The organism is Pantoea cypripedii (genome assembly GCF_011395035.1).
Lineage (GTDB): Bacteria > Pseudomonadota > Gammaproteobacteria > Enterobacterales > Enterobacteriaceae > Pantoea > Pantoea cypripedii_A.
In genome coordinates this window covers 875,172-895,499 of sequence record NZ_CP024770.1, presented here as the reverse complement: position 1 = coordinate 895,499, position 20,328 = coordinate 875,172, and the positions used below count along the sequence as shown (strand labels likewise).

Below are 20,328 nucleotides of genomic sequence, written 5' to 3'. Positions count from 1 at the left end.
GGGACCGCCCATGAATTCGAGCGGTGAATCCTGTGGGACAGGTCCTTCTGTAACAACATCGCTCATACCCGCGCCGCCAGAACATGAAGATGACTCATGTTCCATTGAAATTTAATCACTTTTCCTCATACCACTCTTCTGGCATAAAAGATGCATTATTAACTTCTAAACAATATAAAGACAACTGATTGAGAACACCCACAAAAAAATCGGGTAACAGTTAAAAGACCAAAAATCAGGCTTTATAGCGGAATTCAGGATGCCAGAACACCATGAATAAACATTTTTCATTTACGGTTAAAAGCCTTCGTTTCGACGAAAATTATAACCCCTCGCAAAATACGCGTATCACCACCAACTTTGCTAATCTGGCGAGGGGAAGTAAGCGCCAGGAAAACCTGCGCAACACTCTGGTGATGATTGATAATCGCTTCAATTCTCTGGCGCATTGGGATAACCCCAATGGCGATCGTTATGCTGTCGAGCTTGAAATCATTTCCGCCGAATTGAATATTAATTTTGAAGGTAATGGCAACACCTTCCCGGTGATTGAAGTACTGAAAACCCATATCGTTGATAAAAAAACCAACGAACGCATTGAAGGGATTGTGGGGAATAACTTCTCTTCCTACGTGCGTGATTATGATTTTAGCGTCGTACTGCCAGAGCACAATAAAAACCAATCCGGATTCGCCACGCCAGAAAATTTTGGCGATCTGCATGGCAATATCTTTAAGCATTTCGTTAATTCAGACGCTTACAAAGAGAACTTTAATAAACCCCCGGTAATTTGCCTGAGTGTATCCAGTAAAAACATCTATTATCAGACGGGAAATCAACATCCGGTATTGGGTATCGAATACCAGCAAGATGAACTTTCTCTGACTGACCATTATTTCGCAAAAATGGGGTTGCAGGCGCGTTATTTCATGCCGCCGAATAGTGTTGCGCCATTGGCGTTCTATTTTTCTGGCGATTTACTCAGTGATTACACCAATCTTGAACTGATCAGTACCATCAGCACGATGGAGACTTTTCAAAAGATCTACCGTCCTGAGATTTACAATGCAAATTCGCCAGCAGGACAATGCTATCAGCCCAATCTGAAGCACCCGGATTACTCTTTAACCCGAATTGTTTATGATCGAGAAGAACGTAGCCAACTGGCTGTTGAACAGGGCAAGTTTACTGAAGAGAACTTCATCAAACCATATCAAACTGTTCTTGAGCAATGGTCTGCGACTGCCGTTCTTTGATTAACCTAAAATACAAGGTCACCCATTATGAAAAAGTTATTACCTACTTCCACTGCCGGTAGTTTACCTAAGCCTTCCTGGCTGGCACAGCCAGAAACACTGTGGTCACCCTGGAAATTACAGGATCAGGAATTAATTGACGGCAAACAGGATGCTCTGCGTTTATGTCTGGAAGATCAACTCAAGGCGGGTATTGATATTGTCAGCGATGGCGAGCAAACACGTCAGCATTTTGTCACCACTTTTATCGAACACCTCAGTGGTGTTGATTTTGAAAAGCGTGAGATCGTTAAAATTCGTAATCGCTATGATGCGAGTGTACCGAGTGTGGTGGGTGAAGTGGCACGCCAGAAGCCGGTGTTTGTGGAAGATGCCAAATTTTTACGTCAGCAAACCACTCAGCCGATTAAATGGGCGCTGCCAGGCCCCATGACGATGATTGATACGCTCTATGATGGCCATTATAAAAGCCGTGAAAAACTCGCCTGGGAATTCGCCAAAATCCTTAATCAGGAAGCCAGAGAATTAGAGGCAGCGGGCGTCGATATTATCCAGTTCGACGAACCGGCATTTAATGTTTTCTTTGATGAGGTGAACGACTGGGGCATTGCCGCCTTAGAAAAAGCCATTGAAGGACTTAAATGTGAAACGGCTGTGCATATTTGCTATGGCTATGGCATTAAAGCCAATACCGACTGGAAAAAAACGCTGGGGACCGAGTGGCGTCAATATGAAGAGGTTTTCCCCAAACTGCAAAAATCCGATATCGATATCATCTCACTGGAATGTCACAACTCGCGTGTGCCAATGGATCTTATTGAACTCATTCGCGGTAAAAAAGTGATGGTTGGCGCCATTGATGTGGCAACCAATACCATTGAGACCCCTGAGCAGGTTGCCGAAACTTTACGCAAAGCACTGCAGTTTGTCGACGCCGACAAACTCTATCCTTCGACTAACTGTGGCATGACACCTTTATCTCGCCAGGTCGCAAGAGGCAAGCTACATGCGTTAAGTGCTGGCGCAGAAATCGTGCGCAGAGAACTGCTGGGTTAAAATTGTTGGCCATCTGAAGGAAACTCAGTTCGGGAGTTTCCCCAGTTTGATTATCTGATCAGAAGCCAGCACAACCAGGCCCTTTGCCGCAGGGACCCGCTGCGTCAGTGCCCGGGCTACAGCCAAAGCCCGCACGGGTTGGTAAGCACCGGGCAGAATGGGAGATAACAGCTTCGCGACAGGGATGGAAATGCGTTCGCCCAGGCGGACGGGCTGCCCTAACCCATCGCGAGAATCAAGCAGCAAAGAAGGCCTCGCAATCACCAGAGCGGTGAAAGGCATGGCTCTGAGCGCCTCTTCGAGTTCACCCTTCACGCGGGTGTAAAACAGGGATGATTTCGCATTGGCGCCGCCCGCACTGACCAGTCCCAACCGGCTTACGCCTGCAGCAAGAGCCGCCTGGGCGACCGCCATATTGGCATCAAAATCCACTGCCCGGAACGCTTCCCTGCTCCCCGCGACTTTAATCGTTGTACCCAGCGCCAGGTAGGCTTCATCCGCATGGGGAAGTTGTGGCAAAGCAGTAAAATCGACCTGGTGGACGGTCAACTTCGGATGGCTGATTCTGAGCGGCTTACGGCTTAGCGCATGAACGCTGGCAATATCCGCATCGTTCAGCAGAATTTGCAGCAGCTGACCACCCACCAGACCGGTGGCACCCGCAAGCAGCACAACACGTTTTGTTTCTGGCATCGTCATACACACTCCTTCTTTCACCAACAAAAATGGCCGAAGAGCATCCGCGGCGGCAAAACCGATGGCTGGCTTAAAGACGGAATAATGCTCACATCACCCTTAACAGCGCTTCTTCCATAAGCTGCCCCAGCATCGCCCGTGCTCCGTGAGTGGCTTCGTTTCCCACCCCCTGCTCCAGCGTGATACCAAGATTGCCCGGCGAGGGCAAAATACTTCCCGCGACACGTAAGGTATCGGGCATCCCTATACGTGTTCGCACGGTAATACCCAGCCCTGCCTGCAATGCCGCCCAAATACCGCTCAGGCTCTGGCTGACAAATACCACCTGCCAGGCGATGTTCGCCCGGTCCAGACATTCGATGGCACGGGAACGCATCAGGCACGGGCTTTCAAGCATCACCAGCGGCAATGGCATGCCTTGCGCCAGCAGCGTACTGATATCCAGATTTGGATGTGTTATCCACTCCAGCTGGCAGTGACCGACCAGTTTTCCTGTGCGTTGCACCTGCTCCGGTTGCCATAACAGCGCCATATCCAGCTCGCTATCATTGATCGCATTAAGCAATCCCCGGTTGCGATCGACGCGGGCCAGAATGCGCATTGCTGGGTGGTGACGTTTGAACTCACCAAGGATGCCTGGCATGAGTGACTCGCCAAAATCCTCCTGCATACCAATACGTATTTCCCCCTGCATTAGCTTGCCATTCAGGGCCAGCAGCGCTTCATCATTCAGCGCTAACAGTCGGCGGGCATATCCCATAATAATCTCTCCATTATGGGTCAACGCCAGATGGCGACCATTTCTGACCACCAGTTCAGCACCGCATTGCTGTTCCAGTTTCTTAAGCTGTGCACTCACAGCCGAGGTTGAACGGCAGAGGCGATTTGCTGCCTGGGCAAAACTGCCACACTCAATGCCGGTTACAAAACTGCGCAGTGCATCCAGATCGAGCGTCAAAGGGAGTTTATTCATGATGATCCTGAAATTCGGGACGGTAAGTCTCAATTAATTCAATTTTCAGGATCAAGATATCACGCCAGAATGTCTCCACTGTCAATACGGAGTAACAACGATGGCGAAATCCCTTGATCGCGAAACCCTGGCCCGTGTCGCACCGAAGCTGGCCGAACTGAGTCAGGATTTACTTTTCAATGACATCTGGAAACGTGAAGCCCTTTCCCCGCGCGAACGTAGCTTAGTGACACTTGGTGCTCTGACGGCTCTTGGCCGCGTGCAGCAGTTGCCATGGCATATCCGCTTCGCACAACAAAATGGCCTGACTCATGAGGAAATCGTTGAAGTTTTCACACATCTGGCATTTTACGCTGGCTGGCCTGCGGCAGTTTCTGCCTTCGAATGCTGGGAAGAGGATAAACGCTGATGCCCTTCACCCGAATCACTCTGCGTCAGGGCTATAGCAACGAGCAAATTATGCAAATTTCCGACATCTTGCAAAAATGCCTTGAGAAGGAATTTGCCGTTCCTCCCCATGACCGATTTCAGGTTTTCGAAACACTCGCTGCCAGCCAGCGTGTGTTTGACTACCACTATAAAAGTGGTGGCCGCAGCGACGATTTCATTCAGTTTCACGTCATAGCCGGTAAGCCTCGCTCTTTCGAGCAGAAGAAGAATCTTTGCCGCACACTATGCGAGCAACTACATACGGCCCTTAATATTAATCCGAATGATGTGATGGTGATGATTCAGTTTAATACTGCCGATGAATGGAGTTTCAGCAATGGACAATTACTTTCTGAGGAGGAATTATGATTGTGATGCAATATCGTTTTACCTTGCCCGCTAATTACGACATGACCATCATTGAGAGACGTATTGCGGAGAATGGTGCAAAGTTAAACGGCTTTTCAGGTTTGTTGTTTAAAGCATACCTCGTTGCCAAATGCGATGATGAATATAGCCATGAAAACCGTTATGCCCCGTTCTATGTCTGGAATAATGCCGCAGCAATGACCCTGTTTTTACAGAGCCCAGCCTTTAAAAAATTAACGCAGGATTTTGGTTGGCCGCAGATTGATACCTGGATAGCGCTACACCTTCCCTGCATTGATGAGATAAGAAGCGCTAGCTGGCTTTCAATAATCAAACAGAACATTCCCGCACACAGCGACCTTTCTTTACTGACGCTGGATGGGCATCTCAGCGCCTGGGATATTAGCCGCTGGCAGCTATTGCAGGTCGATTTTAGTGATGCGCCGCACACGGACAGGGAAAATTACCGCATTAGTTACATGGCAAGTGAGGCGTGGTAATGCTAGTCTGATGAAAATTTCGCCATTGCACTATATCGCGCTAAGTCAAATTTTTAATTTTTTAACCAAGGCGGCATACCGCTAAATTGCCGACTTGTGACTATCAACCTGACCACCCGGTCATCTACTTATCAGTGATGGTGGTAATGTCAATTTGTGAGTATTATCACTAATCGTTGCTTATTACCTGGATTTATTGTGATCTGCCAGACAAAGGGTGATGCGGTTCTTTATAGCAAAAGTAAGTCTGCTTATCGTTTTTTACTCTCTAAGTTAAGTTGGCTGCCTAAAATCACATCTGCTTCCTGTAAGGCTACATCCAGTCCCGCGGAAGGGGTAAATGTTAGTTCACCAAAAATAACCTCATCATTCAGGAGATAGAGATCAACCCGGACAAATTTAAAATCAGAGGATAATTTAACAGCATACTCTTTCATTTTATTAAAGCCATCGGGCATCTCTGGATAATGGTTTTCATTTATTAATTCGATAGTATCTTCGAAAGGAAGCGGATTCCAGTTCATATCAAAGTAATAAAACTTAGGTTTTCCTTTTTCTCGCCCTATGCAAACCATTACCGCGTAGGGTTTACCATTGAAACAATAAAATTTATAATCATCAGGAAAACCACCGCGTTCATTTTCAATGTATTTTTCACATAAGATTTTTCTTTCGATTTTCTTATACTGCGGCTCAACAAAATTTGCCGAGTAATCCTGCTTCAACCATTCATTCAATTTTCTGTTTGTTTTTTCAATGTCCATGGATGATTTATTATCACATATTATGTTATAGCCTGCTCCATGATTGCATTTAAGTGCAAATCTTTCCGGTAACGCATCATAATCTATAGCTTGTGGGTTATCATACACACCGTAGAGGACATTAAGGATTTCACCGCACCCTTTAGCGGAAACATACTCCCTGACCTTATATTTATCAGCGCACAACGTGTAAATGTCACCATTGAGTTCATTGAACTTAAGCCATTGTATTTTCTCATTAAAACTGGTTGGGTTTCTTAGGTTTAATTTTTTCTTGAACCTGATGAAGTAGTGAGTTTTAGCATAAAATTCCGGGAAAGTGTTAGCACTCAGTTTTAAGGCTGACTTAACTGTTTGTTTTATCATTCTCATTTAAATACCCTCGGATTGAAAATATTAAGATGCATCTTAATGATTGTTTTATTTCTGAAGAAGTAATTAAGTAAAGTGCAGGACAAAATCTCCACGATCAAAAAGCAATACGCCGCACCATTAATTCCAAATGCACTGATCATCACCCATGATAATGGTACTGTTAATATACAACATAAAAACATTTTTTTAGCCAGGTAACTATAGCCCGCTTCTTTTATTATATATCTATAACAAATTGTTCCTAATGCAGAGAACATAGTGGCAAGTATTATTATGGGGATGATATTCACTGAGGACATATAATTATCCCCATATAATAAATGTATAAAATAATCACCAACAAGATAGAAACCACTCAAAGCAACCAGGGAAACCAGGATTACAATCCGATTTATTTTTATCAGTAACTTCTCGACGGTTATTTGATCTTTCTCACTATATATCCTTGAGAAGAAGCTGGTTATTAATGACAGCACAATAAATGACCATGCGCTTCCCATTGATAATGCTACGCTATAAATCCCCAAATTTGAGTATGAAAGTATTTTCGTTAAAAAAATACTCGATATCTGAGTATAAATATCTACAGATAAGCTTGATAAAATTAACGTCCCGCCAGTGTACAGCATATATCGGTTATATACCCCCGCACCCTTGCTGTTTTCTTTTACTTTGGTGGTGTATTTAAAATACATGAGCCGCATGATGTAAGGGACTAGCGGGATGATAACAATGGGTATGGTAAAGTAATAAACTGGCATTTTGAAGTATGAGATATTAAATCTAATCAACAACGCTAATGATAACCCCAGTATATTTGTTATGGTGTTTATTTTTGATTTCAACTGGGTGTTGTTATAGATGGAAAAGAAATCCATCACAATATAGTATGTGGCAATGCAGTTTGCTACGCCAAACAGAAATACAATTGAGTCAGTAAAGAAATACAAATAAATCAAAATTGCAGCTGAAGACAGAAGAAACAAAATTCGCCGTTGGTTCTGAGTATTCATAGCCAATGCGATTCCGGACTTTGTGTTTTCGCTCATGCGTTTAAAGAGAATATTCTGACCACCAAACCATGATAATGTCTGCACGAATATAAAAAGTGATGTTGAAATGTTTATTTTGCCAAAATTATCAGGGCCAACATATTTTGCCATAAGTGAATTGATAAATAGCAGGCCAATAATGTTGACTGACTTTTCCAGCATGATCCATATCGCGTTAGAGTACATTTTATTTCCCACATATACATAGTTATTTTTATTGTTTCTTTATGAGTAACAGGTATATTGACTGGATGGTTTTTGTTTAGCTAAAAAGCTGCTTAACTTCACATTCTTTGGCACACTTCTTTTTATTTGGTTGGTAGTGTGGCCCTTTATATAAGGATAGTGAAGGTTATTTTCCATAAATCAGATTAGTAGCAGACATTTTCTGGTAATGAGTCCACTTATTCGTCGTGTTTTATGATAAAAAAAATGATGACCTTCGATTTTGTATCAGGTAATGTCTGCATGCCCTCCCCTTATCAACCTCCTGACAGGTTCATGTACCGGGCTTGTCACTAAAAGTAGCCGTAATTAACCAGGCCGGACGCAGAAGGTATAAGTTTACGCGATGATAGAATACGCTGGCCCTGTTACGTGTCGGTTTACAACCGGGCGACGGCTGGCGGGCATGTGGTGGACAACATCATGCTGGAGGGGTTAACGCTGAGGGAAAGGCCTGCTATATCGACTCATTGAGGCCGAAACCACGCGACAAATCACGCAGGGTCCCGGCACCGGCTCGGTCAGGATTATTTCAGCTTGAGCATTTTTACCGTAGCTTCCACATCTATCTCATCTTCCGAAAAGATTAACGTCGTTCCCTGGAAAGTGGTGATCGCCAGTTTCTTCTGTGAGCGCATCTCACCCGGTTCAGCGGATGATTTCGGCCGGATACTCTTCATCAGTACCCCCACAGACAACAAAGCATTTTCTTTATCAATGCGGGTGTCGGCAGGGACTTCTTCGCTGTAAACCAGGTAAGACTTGATCGACGTGAGCTTAATGCGCTCGCCCGCAATAAAGATGTACTTGCTTTCCGGTACGACTTTCACCGCATAGGCTGACAAGCCCTTGTTATTGGTGGTTGGCTCAAAAGTCACCGCTGCATTTTTCTTAATCAAATCAGGGTTGGCGACCTTAATCACATGAAAATAGCGGTTCTCACCATTTTCATCTTTGATAAACCCAAAACCTTTATCCTGAAACCAGGTTGTGATCGTGCCTTTCATCGCCATTACCGCCTACTTAATTGTTTATCTACTCAGATTTTGCAGCGCGCAGTGTAAAGCACAATGCCTGCACAAACTACGTCTTTGGGGTAAGTCTGGACGATAAATTTCTACTGTGCGAATGGCCGGTCTGCTGCTTCCGCCCTGAGACTGGCGCAAAAGCACTCTCCGTGGCGCAGGCGATCAGGTTTTACGATGACTGAAAAATCTGATGTACGTGACATATTCTTCATTCATTGGCGAAGGTAACTGGCTGAGGGGGAAAAATTCCAGTGCCAGACCTTCTGTGGGATCGTTAATTAATTCACCTGTCCATTGCTCAGTAAAATACAACGCGGTGATGACATTAATTTCATCTTTGTTATGCAGAATGAAGCAGTAGTCCTGCCCGGAAAAAACCTTTAGAAAATTGAGTGACTTAATGTCGAGGTTGGTCTCTTCTTTCACTTCCCGAATGGCGGTTTGTTCCAGTGATTCCCCGACCTCAAGCAAACCACCCGGCAGCCCCCAGCTACCGTCTTTACGCTGCTGAAGCAAGATATGTCCGTCGTTACGGACAATGATGACATTGGCACCCGCGAGCAAAAGCATACGATGACCAATCATGTTGCGCATCTCAGTGACGTAGCTCAAGTTGACTCCTCTGGCAGTCAGGTAAGGGGTTATCAGGGGGGGAGAAAACCTTATGCATAGCACACTCAAATCATGATTGCGTGACAGCAGATTACACTTTATGAGCTGAAACTTTGTGATGTGGGATGTTTGAGGTATTGCCTGTCTGGTCGTTTATTTTCTGATAACGCGGCGCAACGTCACTGTTTCTCTGCGTTATCTGGCCAGTGACAATGCCCTGTTGGTGATCCGGTTCGATAGTCAATAGCGGTTGCCCGATGGTCATAGCATCACCCGCTTTGGCAAGAACGGAGGTTACCGTACCGGCGGAAAGTGTATACACCGCCCGCTGTGGCGTGTTTTCATTTTGTTCGAGGTTTTCATTTACCTGCGCCAGCTGCCGCCGCAGTACGTTGATTTTAACGGCTGTTGCCAGAGGTAACTGAAGCTGTTGGTCATTCAACTCGATGAGCTGCTGCCGGGTGCCATACTGTTGTTGCAGTAATGACCGGTACTGACTCTCATAGCCCCACACGATCGACTGTTCCTGCTCAAACTGGAGCGTTGAGACATATCCCTTTGCCAGCAAGGGACGCCACTTGTTCACCAGATTCTGCGCCATGCTGATTTGCGACGACTCGATTTTAGTTTGCTCTAAAAGTTGTTCCAGCTGTCCGTTAAGCATGATTTTCTCGAAGCGGTTGTCGCTGGCCTGCTGAAGGGCAATCTGTTGGGTATGTTGAATGTCCTGAAGCAGGCTGGTTTGTTCGAGTTTTAACTGTTCGCTGACGAGCTGAGTCCCTTTCAGGGCCTGGCTGTTTTCGTTAGAGAACAACACGAGTGGCGTGTTTAACGTGACATGTTCGCCCTTGATCACAGGGATCTGCTCAACAGTGCCGTCTGTCGCCGCGCTGACCGTAATTTGCTGGCTTTGAGGCGTCGGTTTTGCCGTGGCTTTAAACAAATCAGGCTGATGGCTTTCGACAAAATAAATGACGCTCACCGTACCGATAACGAGCGAGAACAGATTTGCGCGAAAAAATGGTTTTTCCATTTTTTACCTTAGCGGATTCCAGGCAACATAATACAACCTAAAATCACATGTCCCGGCACAGAGTGAAAACAGAAGTTCATTTCCAGTTGTTATCTTTTGCAAGGCAATTTCTATCTGTTGGCCGGGACAGGCGCAACGTCCGCTTATGGCAATGAGCCAGAAGCGGACATAACCGTTTCAACAGGCGTTATTCATTGCCCCATTGATTCAGAAACTCAGCGATGTCATCAATACGCAGCGGGTCGATCCCCGCTTCACTGGCCATCTCTCTTTGGGCATCTTCACTGATTTCTTCGTTATTGGTTAAGCGGGTAATCAGCAGCTGAAAATAGCGCGCCAGAGCATCATGTTCGGACTCGCTTACCGGCTTTGCTGTTTCCGTCGCATACTCATCAACGATGTCATAAAATTTCAGTGGTACTTCCTGGTTCATAGGTCATCCCCATTAAGGTCTGTGTCCGTTGCTACCTGCAACGTCTGGCCTGAATAATAACATCCTTACTCCGTTTTTCTGTCATTCAGGCACGCTGCCCTTAAATCGCCGCAAGATACCCGCCATCAACATACAGAATCTGCCCGGTAATGTAGCGAGCGGCATCTGAACTGAGGAACACCACGCTGCCGGCGAGGTCATCCAGTTCACCAAAGCGTCCAAGGGGGATTTTTTGCTGCATGGCGTTACGCCATTGCTCATCCTGATAGAACACCTGCGTCATGTCGGTTGCGAAATAGCCCGGACCAATACCATTTACGCGGATATTATGCCCTGCCCACTCGGTGCTGAGGGTACGGGTCAGCCCCACCAGCCCGGACTTGGAGCTGCCATAGGCTGCTGCGCCCGGTACACCCACACAGCTGGTTAACGAGCAAAGATTGATAATCACCCCGCCGGCACCCGAGGCAGCCATCCCTTTTGCTGCCGCCTGAGCACAGAAAAATGCCCCTTTCAGGTTGGTGCCAACGATGGTATCCCACAGCGCTTCGTCAGCCTCAAGTGACGGGCAAACCTGTTCAGTACCCGCGTTGTTGACCAGGATATCAATGTTGCCGACCGCGGCGATCGACTGCGCAATCTGCGGCGTTTGGGTGACATCCAGTAGTAATCCGGTGACATTGTCACTTTCCTCGCGCAATAAACTCACCGCCTGAGTCAGGGTGCTCTGCTGGCGTCCGGTAATGATCACGCTGGCCCCGGCTTGCAGCAAAGCCCTGGCGAGCGCAAAACCAATGCCGCGCGTGGCCCCCGTCACCAGCGCACGTTTGCCTGCGAGGGAAAAGGTGGATAACACATTCATAGTTTGATCACCGTTTTAAGTCAGCAGGCCATCCAGCCATTGGCTGAAGTCATCATCCCCACCACAGCCCAGCATCATGGCGATCGAGAAACCGATCGCCGAGCTGGTGGGATTGTGATTGCTCGCAGAACCGGCGCGCAGGTTCATCACCAGCGTCGGACAGCAGAACAATGCCAGACGCATAATCTGTTGCCAGTTGGCAGGCAGCCAACCTTTCTTCTTCAGCTCGGCCAGCAAAGGTTGCCAGTAGAGTTCCCCTTTACTTTGCAGGAAGGCGGCACGTAGCGGCGACAGATCCCAGTTATGATTGACCTCCAGCGTATCGCCATCACGCCGCACGCTGACCTGGTAACGATCGGCCGCATCAGCCGGTTCATACAGCCAGCAGGGATGGGCAAAAATGTTGTGGAAGGTGGCTTTAATCTCCGCCAGCAACGCCGGAATGCTGCTCCCCGCAAAAGCCGGATCAAAACTGACCAGCTTCGGCTGGGCGTGATGGGTTTCATACCAGACGTTGGCATTGTGCGCATCGCCATGCGCCACCACCACACCGTGCCGGGCCAGCGCCGCAGGAGCCAGCACACGGCCCGCCGCCAGGAACAGATCGCGCAGACTTTGCTGATACGAAACTCCATTGACCCGCCAGTGCAGCCGACTCAGGGTCGACCAGTCCAGCTGCATCTCACCGAGGGTGAAGGTCTGATCGACATAAAAGCTGGCGACACGACCACCCAGACCAATATCATGGCCGGGGGAGACCAGCCGGTTCCAGAACAGCTGATGGATGGATTCGGCCTCCACTTCGGCGGTGGTACCCATCCGCAACGTCGGCAGCGTATGGGCAATAATCGCCTGATCGGCACGACGCTGCGCCGCAACGACAGGCTCGATCTGCTGCCATGCGGAGTCGGTCTCAATCGCACGGCAGACATCCGCCAGCCGTTGGTCATCACGCAGCGGATACAACAGGATCTGCCGTCCGGGTTCACCGCAGGCGTAAACGGGGACATCGACCTCAAAACCGTGGTCACGTAACAGCTCGGCCCGATAGTATTCCTGAATAGTCTGTTCTTCCCCTTCTTCATGGTGATATTTGAAAAACAGCGTGCGGCCATCCACCAAAGAGACACGTCCATTCAGCGAGTTCAGGCTGTACTGATCCCGGTTGATCTCAAGCGCGGCGGTGTTCACCCCCGTCACCTCGGCGATCAATTGACTGAGTTTCTCACGCGCCTGTTCCCACTGACCAAGGTGTGTCAGGCGGCGGGCCTCAGCCGCTAACGGCGGGCGGGAGGATTCACTCATTTTTGCTCCCCTTCAGCAGCGTCTGACGGATATCAGAAACGGCCAGCGCATGACCGGGGAAGCCTTCGTATTCAGCAAAGCGTTTCGCTTTCGGTGCCAGTTCCTGATAACCCCGGCTGGTGACATAGGCAATGGAGACCCGCTTCATGTAATCAAACACCGAAAGTGGGCCGTTGGTTTTGGCGGCGCTGTTGGTCGGCAGCACCGCATTCGGACCCAGCACAAAGTTGCCCAGCACAATCGGTGAATGCTCGCCCAGTAAGATTTCACCGGCGTTACGAATCTTCATCATCACATCCATCGGTTCATGCGCCAGCACCTCAAGGTGCTCCGGGGCATACTGGTTCACAAACTCAATCGCCGTCGCAAAATCCTTTGTCAGCACCACGCCACCGTGGGTGCCGCACAGCACCTTCTGTGAGAACCCGGCCCGTTGCTCGCCAATTTTGTCCCAGTAACCAGGCAGCGCGGCAATGGCTTCTTCCGCGACACGACGGCTGGAGGTCACCAGATATGCCGAGGAATCCGGGCCGTGTTCCGACTCGATCAGCAGGTCCAGCGCCGCCAGCGCCCCATTCACCGAATCATCCGTCAGAATCAGGCTTTCGCTCGGTCCTGCCGGGATGCCGGGATCAATCAGGTTGGATAACTGGCGTTTCGCCGCCACTACCCATGGGCTGCCCGGGCCGACGATTTTCAGGCATTTCGGCACCGATGCCGTGCCGTAAGCCACCGCTGCCACCCCCTGCGCGCCGCCACATTTATAGACATCTTTGATGCCCACCAGGCGTGCGGCAATCAAGGTTGCGTCATCGACTTTGCCGTCTGGTCCTGGCGGGGTGATCACTATCGGCAGGGGCACACCGGCCACCACCGCCGGAACCGTGGTCATGATCAGCACGCTGGGGAATGACCCTTTCCCGCGCGGGACGTAGCAGGCCACCGCATCAATCGGCACATGGCGATCGCCAGCGAATGCCCCCGGACGCATCTCCTTCCACCACATTTCTTCCGGCTTTTGCGCTTCATGAAAGGCGCGCACGTTTTCGACCGAGAAACGAATCGATTCAATCACATCCGCATCGACCCGGGCGAAAGCGTCTGCAAATTCCTGTTCTTCTGCTTTGATGGAAAAGGTCTCTGGCTGCACACCGTCAAACTCGCGGGCGAAGCGGATCAACGCCTCGTCGCCTTCGGTTCTTACCGCCTCAATGATCGGTTTTACTTTCTCGATGAAAAATGACAGGTCAGACTCGGTGCGTTTAAACAGATGCTCGGGTAAGACGTCAGAATCGGTCAGGTCATGAAATGTAACAGACATATTGATTCCCTTTTTCAATGGGTTAATGCGTGTTGTTGAATGCGATTCAGCACTTCATGCTGGAGTTCAAGAAATTCCGGGGTGCGGTTAACTCCCTCCAGGCGCGGTCGCGGTAGCCCCACCGGAAACGTGGAGTCGATATATCCCTGCCCCATCACCACGATGCGATCCGAGAGCCACACCGCTTCTTCAATGTCGTGGGTGACAAACATCACCGTGAGGCGGTGCTTTTCCCAGATTTCGATCAACAATTGCTGCATCTGGTGACGCGTCATGGCGTCCAGCGCACCAAAGGGCTCATCCATTAGCAGGATTTTGGGACGGTAAGACAGCGCACGGGCAATGGCGACACGTTGCTTCATCCCGCCAGAAAGCTCGCCAGGCCAGCGGTCGGCCGCATTGCCCAGCTTCACCAGTTCGAGATGCTGCTGCGCGATGTCGCGACATTCTTTGGCCGGAGTGCCTGCGGCTTTTAATGCAAACTCAATGTTGCCGCGCGCGGTCAGCCACGGCAGCAGCGTGTAGGACTGAAACACCACGCCACGATCGAGTCCCGGTCCTGCGATGGGCGCGCCATCCACCAGCACATCACCGCTGTCGTTCTCTTCCAGACCGGCGGCGATGGAGAGCACAGTACTTTTGCCACAGCCCGAGGCCCCGACAATCGACACAAATTCGTTGTCGTTGAGCGTCAGATCGATGCCATGCAGCACCCGGCGGCGGGTTTTGCCCATCGGGAAACTTTTTTCCAGTTTATTTAGCGTCAGCGTCGCCATCAGGAACCTCTCCGGTTGTAACGGAACAGCACACGTTCAGCCGCGCGCATGATTTGATCGGTGATTAGCCCGAGGAAACCGAGCAGCAGGATGTAGCCAATGATGGTGTCAGTCTGGAAATAACGCTGGGAAACCACAATGCGATAGCCGAGACCGGAGGTCGACGCCACCAGTTCGGCCAGCACCAGCCATGTCCATGCCCAGCCAAGACTGATACGCAACGCATCCCAGATCGACGGTAACGCGGAAGGGATCACAATACGCAGCAGAATGCGGCGATCGGACATCCCCAGCGTTCTGCCCAGCCCGACAAAATCCGTCGGCACGCGTTTGATGGCGTCGATCATCATCAGTACCTGCTGGAAAAAGGTGCCAATCCAGATGACGAGAAATTTCTGAATATCGTCGGTGCCGGTCCACAGGATGGTGAGCGGCACGAACGCCACCACCGGCATATAGCGGATAAAATCAACCAGCGGTTCAACAATCGCTTTGAACAACCCATAACACCCGGCCAGCACCCCAATCACAATCGCCATCACTGAGGAAATGGCGAAGGCAATAACCATACGATACAGGCTGCTGGCGATGTCGCTTTGTAACGTCCCGTTCTGCGCCAGAGTGACCATCTGATGCCAGACGCGCTCTATCCCCGGCAGGAATATCGGTTTTATCGTGCCCGTTGAGGTTGCCAGCCACCATGCCAGCAACAACACCGCGAACACGGCGACAGAGATGGTGAGAAATTGCGCTCGGGTTGGCTCTTTGCCGATGGTTAATAAATTCGAGCGCCGCCGTTTCTTTTTGGCCTGACGATTGACGCGCCGAACGTCGATAGAACTCATAATTCCTCCGTGTGGCAGGTCTTCTCCGCTGGCAGCACCGGCGGAGAAGTTTTAACCGCGCTTATTGCGCGTCGGCAAAGCTGGCATCGATGGTCTGCGCCGGGGTAACCGGCTGCGTGACGATACCTGCCGCAGTCGCGGCCTGAAGAATGTGCGGGAAGGTTTTGGTAGTGAAGTCATGTGACAGCAGCGCTTTATTGTCGCTCAGGGTGAAATACTTCACACCATCAAACGCAGTGCTGAGATCTTCCGGTGTCGCGCCGACCGCTTTGGCGATAATGGCGCGCCCTTCGGTCTGATTGGCGTTGTAGTCATCCAGCGCCTGACCCCAGGTTTTAATCAGCGCTTTGATGGCATCTGGATGGTCTTTGATAAAGTCATCACGCACCACCAGCACATCGCTGATCAGCCCCGGATCGGAAGAACCGCTATAAATCATTTTCAGGCTGGGATCGCCTTTTTTTGCCACCGTAAGGTAGGGCTCATAAGTGACGGCCACCGGCACCCGTCCGGCAATAATGGCGCTGCCCGCTGATGCAGCGGGCATCGGCACCGGTTTAATATCGCTAAAGGACAGGCCCGCTGCGGCCACGGCGCTGCGCAGCAGAATGTCGCTGGTGGTGCCCTCTTCGTAGGCAACCTGCTTACCTTTGAGATCCTTAATACTGGTTATGCCGGAGCTTGCCAGGATCGCATCGGCGGTGTTGCTCTGGTCGAGCAGCAGCACAATCTTCACCGGCAGGCCAGCGGAGATCATCCCCATCGCGGTATGAGTCGCGATATTGGCGACGTCAATCTGCCCACTCGCCAGCGCGGCATTGATGTCTTTATCCTCGGCGAAATTGATGACCTCGACTTTCTTTAACCCTGCTTTCTCAAACAGGTTTTTGGCAGAGGCGATATGCCACTGACCATAACCCAGCCAGGGTTCAATCCCCATTTTCACCTGTTCAGTTTCCGCGGCGTAAACAGAGTGGACCGTAACTGACAGCATCCCTGCACAAAAAACGGTGCTAAACGATCTTTTCAATGCATAGCGAGAAAGCATAACTATTTCCTTCAGTTGTCGTTATGGTTAGAAGCCGGAGGTCATCCGGGCATGTATATACAAGAAAAATGCAAGAGCGATGCCAGGCGTTCAGTCCCCAATATTCATTTAGTGCCCGAAGTGCTGCCCCAGCCTGGGGCGTGGCGCTGGTGCAGCGCACCAGCGCAGCGATAAGGAAAATGAACATTGCGCGATAAATCGCGCCGCTACGTAACGACAATATAATTATCTGCGGCCTTTGGTCACCGAAGCTGACCAGTTGAAATCACTGACTTCGCTCGCGGCCAGCGATTCAGGCTTTTTCTTACGCAGCGGTTTTTTCTTCGCTTTCTCCGCCAGCGCTTTCTCTTTGGCCTGCTTCACCGCCATGATTTGCTGCCTGGCCTCGGCGGTAAATTCTTTTTCTTTTTTCGCGTCCGGTTCTCTCCCGGTGCGCTGGCGATACTTCTGCATCAATGCGTGGAATGCTTCATCAACCGCAAGTCGTTCATCTGCGTTGAATTGATCGATGGATATCATTTTTTTGTCATTCATAACTTCTCGTCCAATGGTGGAGGCACTGCGTCGAGTGTATCGCATTCCCGGTGTCGGTCCTGCGACAAGATCAGCATTCTGATGGCGGGTTTTCCGGTTCAATCCAGGTGGAGGTAAAGTCAAACCATCCCAGATTATTAAAATGAACGCCTCTGGCCTGTTCGGGTCCCTGCAGACGCATCCAGTGATGGAATAATGGCTGTAACCAACCGCGCTGGATAATGATTTCAGCCAGTTGCTGTGAAGACAGCCCGCCACTGCGCCACTGCTGCTGCCAGTTTTCGAACAAAGCCTGATCGCCACCGGCAACCGAGCGGGTTAATAACGGCATCCCGGTTAGCCAGGCTCCGACATTCCACGCTTCCGGAGCGGTAAAATTCACCGTTCCCAGCCATAAATCAAACGCCCCTTCGCCTGACGCCCAGGCTTCATAGCTTAATTCCGTCACCTCTAAGCTGACGCCGCTGGCCGCCAGACGTTTTTTAAATTCGGCAATCACCATCGGGAACTCCCAGTGCTGATGGTGGTAAGCCAGTCGCAAGCATTGTGGCAGGGGACAACCTTCCCAGGGACTGACGCTTTCCCCGGCTTCAATATGATGCGACCAGCCAGGCAGGATACTGGCAGCCGCCATCCACAGCGGGCGAATCTCGGCGACAAAATTCTGAATAATGATCTGCGGGTCTATCTGCTCGCGTATCCAGCGCCGGTGGGCCATTTTTTGCCAGAACGGTGAACGACTGTCGCACAGCAAAAAATACCCGCCGGTTTCCAGTTCAATTTCATCGGCAGTAAGACGATCAAAATGGCTAAGCTGGCTGGATACATAAGCCAGATCGCTCATGCTGGAACTCAGTAACGCCAGCGGGCCATGTAATTCGTTTGCTGTTGGGGACTCCAGGCAGGTAATAATTTCTATTTCGTCCAGCAAACTGCGAAAACCAAAATAGCCATCAAACGCCCGCAGTGTTAAATGCCACTCATTATTATCGGCAACCTTATAGGGGCCGGTTCCAACAGGCCGCGCAGCAAAATTCTCCCGTTGCTGATGGTCCGCCGGTAATATCAACGCCGCGACATCGGTCAGCAATTGCGGCAGCAATTCATCCGGCTGGCTCAGCGTAATCATCACGCTGAGATTTCCCTCAGCTTCGATATTGCTGAGATGGGAAAACAACGGCAATCGGGCGCTGCGCAGCAGGGAAACCACCACATCTTTGCTGGTGAGCAGCGTGCCATCATGAAACTGTACCCCGGGACGCAGAAAGAAACGCCAGTGCAAATCATCCAGCCGACGCCAGTGATGGGCTACATCCTTCGCCACCTGGCCGCTGTTTTCATCGATGCGCGTCAGCCCACTAAACACCTGTTTGATGATATGCACTTCAGAGCGCCGCAGTGCGGTTCCCGGATAGAGGTTTGGCATCGAACGATAATAGGGAATACGCAGGGTTTGCTGCTCATCGTCAATGCGATGACCGAGCCTGCCCCGCAGCAGCGTCGCAAGGTGATGCTTCTCGTTACCTAATAATTTCAGCGCGCCGCGCATATCATTGAGATCTAATAAACGTTGCGCATGCGCCAGCATCAGTTGCTGCTGTGAATAATGCAGCACCAGGGTTGCCAGATGCCCCCGGCCAGGGGTGGCATCCCACGCCAGCCAACCGTGAGATTGCATCTGAATGATCAGTGTGCGCATATGCCGCTTACTGCAATAGAGCGCATCCGCCAGCGTTTGCAGCGTGGTCAGTGCCTCACGCTGCGGAAACAGTTCCAGCAGCTTCTGATAATGCCGTTCCAGCCGTTGTGTGCTCATAAAAGATGAACTCTGTGCAGCAAAACACATCAGTTTTTCATTTCACCTTTTTAAAGCAATATTTCCCCGCAGGCAATCACACTGAAGGGAAAAATGTCATGACCAGAATGATCAATAAAGACACGAAAATTTGCATGTCTCTTGCCGCACGGCCAACCAATTTCGGCACTCGCTTCCATAATTATTTGTACGATGCGCTGGATCTGGATTATCTCTATAAAGCCTTTACCACCACCGATCTGGCGGGGGCGATTGCCGGAGTGAAGGCATTGGGTATCCGTGGTTGCGCAATTTCGATGCCCTTTAAGCAGGCCGTTATTCCGCTTATTGACGAGCTGGATGATTCTGCAAGGGTAATAAACGCGGTGAACACCATCGTGAATAGCGACGGTTATTTGAAGGGATATAATACCGATTATATTGCCATCACCACCCTGCTGCAGAAATATCAGGTTCCAAATGAACTGACATTTGCGCTTAAAGGCAGTGGCGGGATGGCAAAAGCGGTTGCCTGTGCATTAAAAAATCTCGGATTTAATCAGGGGTATATTATTGCCAGAGATGAACCAGGTGGCAGAGAACTGGCTGAGGCTTACCAGTATGAATATCGTCCCTCGATGGCAGGTTTATCCCCGGCATTGCTGATCAATGCCACGCCGGTCGGCATGGCTGGTGGCCCCGAAGCCGATAGCCTGTCCTTTTCCACCGATGAAGTCGGCACGGCTGAGAGGGTGTTTGATGTGGTGGCTTTACCAGAACAAACACCGCTGATTCGCTATGCGCAGGAGAAACATAAACCGGTGATCAGTGGCGCTGAAGTTTTCGCTATTCAGGCGGTGGAACAATTCTACTTATATACCGGGGTACGTCCCTCAGACGAACTTTTCAGACAAGCCGCGGCATTTGCACGGCAGTAATTAACCGGCAGCGTCTTAACGCGGTGTTTTAATCCCAACGATTTTCCTATTACCGACGGCGATTGTCCGCGTTGATTTTCGGCGGCAATCGCGGTTGCTGCGG

At 50.0% G+C, this 20,328-nt stretch carries 22 protein-coding genes; 6 read left to right on the top strand and 16 right to left on the bottom strand.

What is annotated here, in order from left to right; all coding sequences use genetic code 11:
- The first annotated feature begins 272 nt into the window (after positions 1-272).
- Together CUN67_RS27560 and CUN67_RS27555 are read left to right on the top strand one after the other, a co-directional pair.
- The gene (locus CUN67_RS27560; RefSeq protein WP_208718636.1) at positions 273-1,256 is read left to right on the top strand and encodes a DUF1852 domain-containing protein; all 984 of its coding nucleotides are present in this window, start codon (positions 273-275) and stop codon (positions 1,254-1,256) included.
- 27 nt (positions 1,257-1,283) lie between these two features.
- Complete coding sequence (locus CUN67_RS27555; protein ID WP_208718635.1) at positions 1,284-2,312, top strand: methionine synthase; 1,029 nt, start codon at positions 1,284-1,286, stop codon at positions 2,310-2,312.
- Positions 2,313-2,336: 24 nt separating this feature from the next.
- Here the strand turns inward: CUN67_RS27555 and CUN67_RS27550 are convergent, their stop codons facing one another.
- Both CUN67_RS27550 and CUN67_RS27545 read right to left on the bottom strand, forming a co-directional pair.
- The gene (locus CUN67_RS27550) at positions 2,337-3,011 is read right to left on the bottom strand and encodes an NAD(P)H-binding protein (RefSeq protein WP_254711437.1); all 675 of its coding nucleotides are present in this window, start codon (positions 3,009-3,011) and stop codon (positions 2,337-2,339) included.
- Between the two features lie 85 nt (positions 3,012-3,096).
- Positions 3,097-3,981 (bottom strand): LysR substrate-binding domain-containing protein, encoded by an 885-nt coding sequence (locus CUN67_RS27545; protein WP_208718634.1) that lies wholly within the window; start codon positions 3,979-3,981, stop codon positions 3,097-3,099.
- A gap of 100 nt (positions 3,982-4,081) precedes the next feature.
- Between CUN67_RS27545 and CUN67_RS27540 the strand changes: the two genes are divergently transcribed.
- The 3 genes from CUN67_RS27540 to CUN67_RS27530 are packed head-to-tail and all read left to right on the top strand — an operon-like array spanning position 4,082 to position 5,279.
- Positions 4,082-4,390, top strand: coding sequence for a carboxymuconolactone decarboxylase family protein (locus tag CUN67_RS27540; RefSeq protein WP_208718633.1), 309 nt, complete (start codon positions 4,082-4,084; stop codon positions 4,388-4,390).
- On the top strand, positions 4,390-4,779 hold the full coding sequence (locus tag CUN67_RS27535) for a tautomerase family protein (RefSeq protein WP_208718632.1): 390 nt from the start codon (positions 4,390-4,392) through the stop codon (positions 4,777-4,779). The genes CUN67_RS27540 and CUN67_RS27535 overlap by 1 nt, the downstream gene beginning before the upstream one ends.
- Positions 4,776-5,279: a DUF4865 family protein gene (locus tag CUN67_RS27530; RefSeq protein ID WP_208718631.1), complete on the top strand. Its 504-nt coding sequence runs from the start codon at positions 4,776-4,778 to the stop codon at positions 5,277-5,279. Before CUN67_RS27535 ends, CUN67_RS27530 begins: the two co-directional genes overlap by 4 nt.
- 251 nt (positions 5,280-5,530) lie before the next feature.
- Here the strand turns inward: CUN67_RS27530 and CUN67_RS27525 are convergent, their stop codons facing one another.
- The 14 genes from CUN67_RS27525 to sgrR form a co-directional block, all read right to left on the bottom strand.
- Positions 5,531-6,415 carry an ATP-grasp fold amidoligase family protein gene (locus CUN67_RS27525; protein ID WP_208718630.1) on the bottom strand — a complete coding sequence of 295 codons (885 nt, stop codon included), beginning with the start codon at positions 6,413-6,415 and terminating at the stop codon, positions 5,531-5,533.
- A complete protein-coding gene (locus tag CUN67_RS27520; protein ID WP_254711436.1) occupies positions 6,412-7,632 on the bottom strand; it encodes an oligosaccharide flippase family protein in 1,221 nt (406 codons plus the stop codon). The genes CUN67_RS27525 and CUN67_RS27520 overlap by 4 nt, the downstream gene beginning before the upstream one ends.
- A gap of 590 nt (positions 7,633-8,222) precedes the next feature.
- Positions 8,223-8,708, bottom strand: a complete 486-nt coding sequence (locus CUN67_RS27515) for a cold-shock protein (protein WP_208718628.1) — start codon at positions 8,706-8,708, stop codon at positions 8,223-8,225.
- Between the two features lie 177 nt (positions 8,709-8,885).
- Positions 8,886-9,335 carry an NUDIX hydrolase gene (locus CUN67_RS27510; protein ID WP_208718627.1) on the bottom strand — a complete coding sequence of 150 codons (450 nt, stop codon included), beginning with the start codon at positions 9,333-9,335 and terminating at the stop codon, positions 8,886-8,888.
- A gap of 91 nt (positions 9,336-9,426) precedes the next feature.
- On the bottom strand, positions 9,427-10,368 hold the full coding sequence (locus tag CUN67_RS27505; protein ID WP_208718626.1) for a hypothetical protein: 942 nt from the start codon (positions 10,366-10,368) through the stop codon (positions 9,427-9,429).
- A gap of 187 nt (positions 10,369-10,555) precedes the next feature.
- Positions 10,556-10,801, bottom strand: a complete 246-nt coding sequence (locus CUN67_RS27500) for a YmjA family protein (protein WP_208718625.1) — start codon at positions 10,799-10,801, stop codon at positions 10,556-10,558.
- A 100-nt stretch (positions 10,802-10,901) separates the two neighbouring features.
- Positions 10,902-11,663 carry an SDR family NAD(P)-dependent oxidoreductase gene (locus tag CUN67_RS27495; RefSeq protein ID WP_208718624.1) on the bottom strand — a complete coding sequence of 254 codons (762 nt, stop codon included), beginning with the start codon at positions 11,661-11,663 and terminating at the stop codon, positions 10,902-10,904.
- 15 nt (positions 11,664-11,678) lie between these two features.
- The gene (locus CUN67_RS27490; protein ID WP_254711435.1) at positions 11,679-12,968 is read right to left on the bottom strand and encodes a hypothetical protein; all 1,290 of its coding nucleotides are present in this window, start codon (positions 12,966-12,968) and stop codon (positions 11,679-11,681) included.
- On the bottom strand, positions 12,961-14,289 hold the full coding sequence (gene hisD / locus CUN67_RS27485; protein ID WP_208718623.1) for a histidinol dehydrogenase: 1,329 nt from the start codon (positions 14,287-14,289) through the stop codon (positions 12,961-12,963). Before hisD ends, CUN67_RS27490 begins: the two co-directional genes overlap by 8 nt.
- A gap of 14 nt (positions 14,290-14,303) precedes the next feature.
- The gene (locus tag CUN67_RS27480) at positions 14,304-15,065 is read right to left on the bottom strand and encodes an ABC transporter ATP-binding protein (protein WP_208718622.1); all 762 of its coding nucleotides are present in this window, start codon (positions 15,063-15,065) and stop codon (positions 14,304-14,306) included.
- The gene (locus tag CUN67_RS27475) at positions 15,065-15,910 is read right to left on the bottom strand and encodes an ABC transporter permease (protein WP_208718621.1); all 846 of its coding nucleotides are present in this window, start codon (positions 15,908-15,910) and stop codon (positions 15,065-15,067) included. Before CUN67_RS27475 ends, CUN67_RS27480 begins: the two co-directional genes overlap by 1 nt.
- 61 nt (positions 15,911-15,971) lie before the next feature.
- Positions 15,972-16,958 (bottom strand): ABC transporter substrate-binding protein, encoded by a 987-nt coding sequence (locus CUN67_RS27470; protein WP_208718620.1) that lies wholly within the window; start codon positions 16,956-16,958, stop codon positions 15,972-15,974.
- 225 nt (positions 16,959-17,183) lie between these two features.
- Positions 17,184-17,492, bottom strand: coding sequence for a hypothetical protein (locus CUN67_RS27465; RefSeq protein ID WP_208718619.1), 309 nt, complete (start codon positions 17,490-17,492; stop codon positions 17,184-17,186).
- A gap of 70 nt (positions 17,493-17,562) precedes the next feature.
- Positions 17,563-19,308 carry an HTH-type transcriptional regulator SgrR gene (sgrR, locus tag CUN67_RS27460; protein ID WP_208718618.1) on the bottom strand — a complete coding sequence of 582 codons (1,746 nt, stop codon included), beginning with the start codon at positions 19,306-19,308 and terminating at the stop codon, positions 17,563-17,565.
- Positions 19,309-19,406: 98 nt separating this feature from the next.
- Here sgrR and CUN67_RS27455 point away from each other — a divergent pair, with 98 nt between their 5' ends.
- Positions 19,407-20,225 carry a shikimate 5-dehydrogenase gene (locus tag CUN67_RS27455; RefSeq protein ID WP_208718617.1) on the top strand — a complete coding sequence of 273 codons (819 nt, stop codon included), beginning with the start codon at positions 19,407-19,409 and terminating at the stop codon, positions 20,223-20,225.
- Positions 20,226-20,328: the final 103 nt, after the last annotated feature.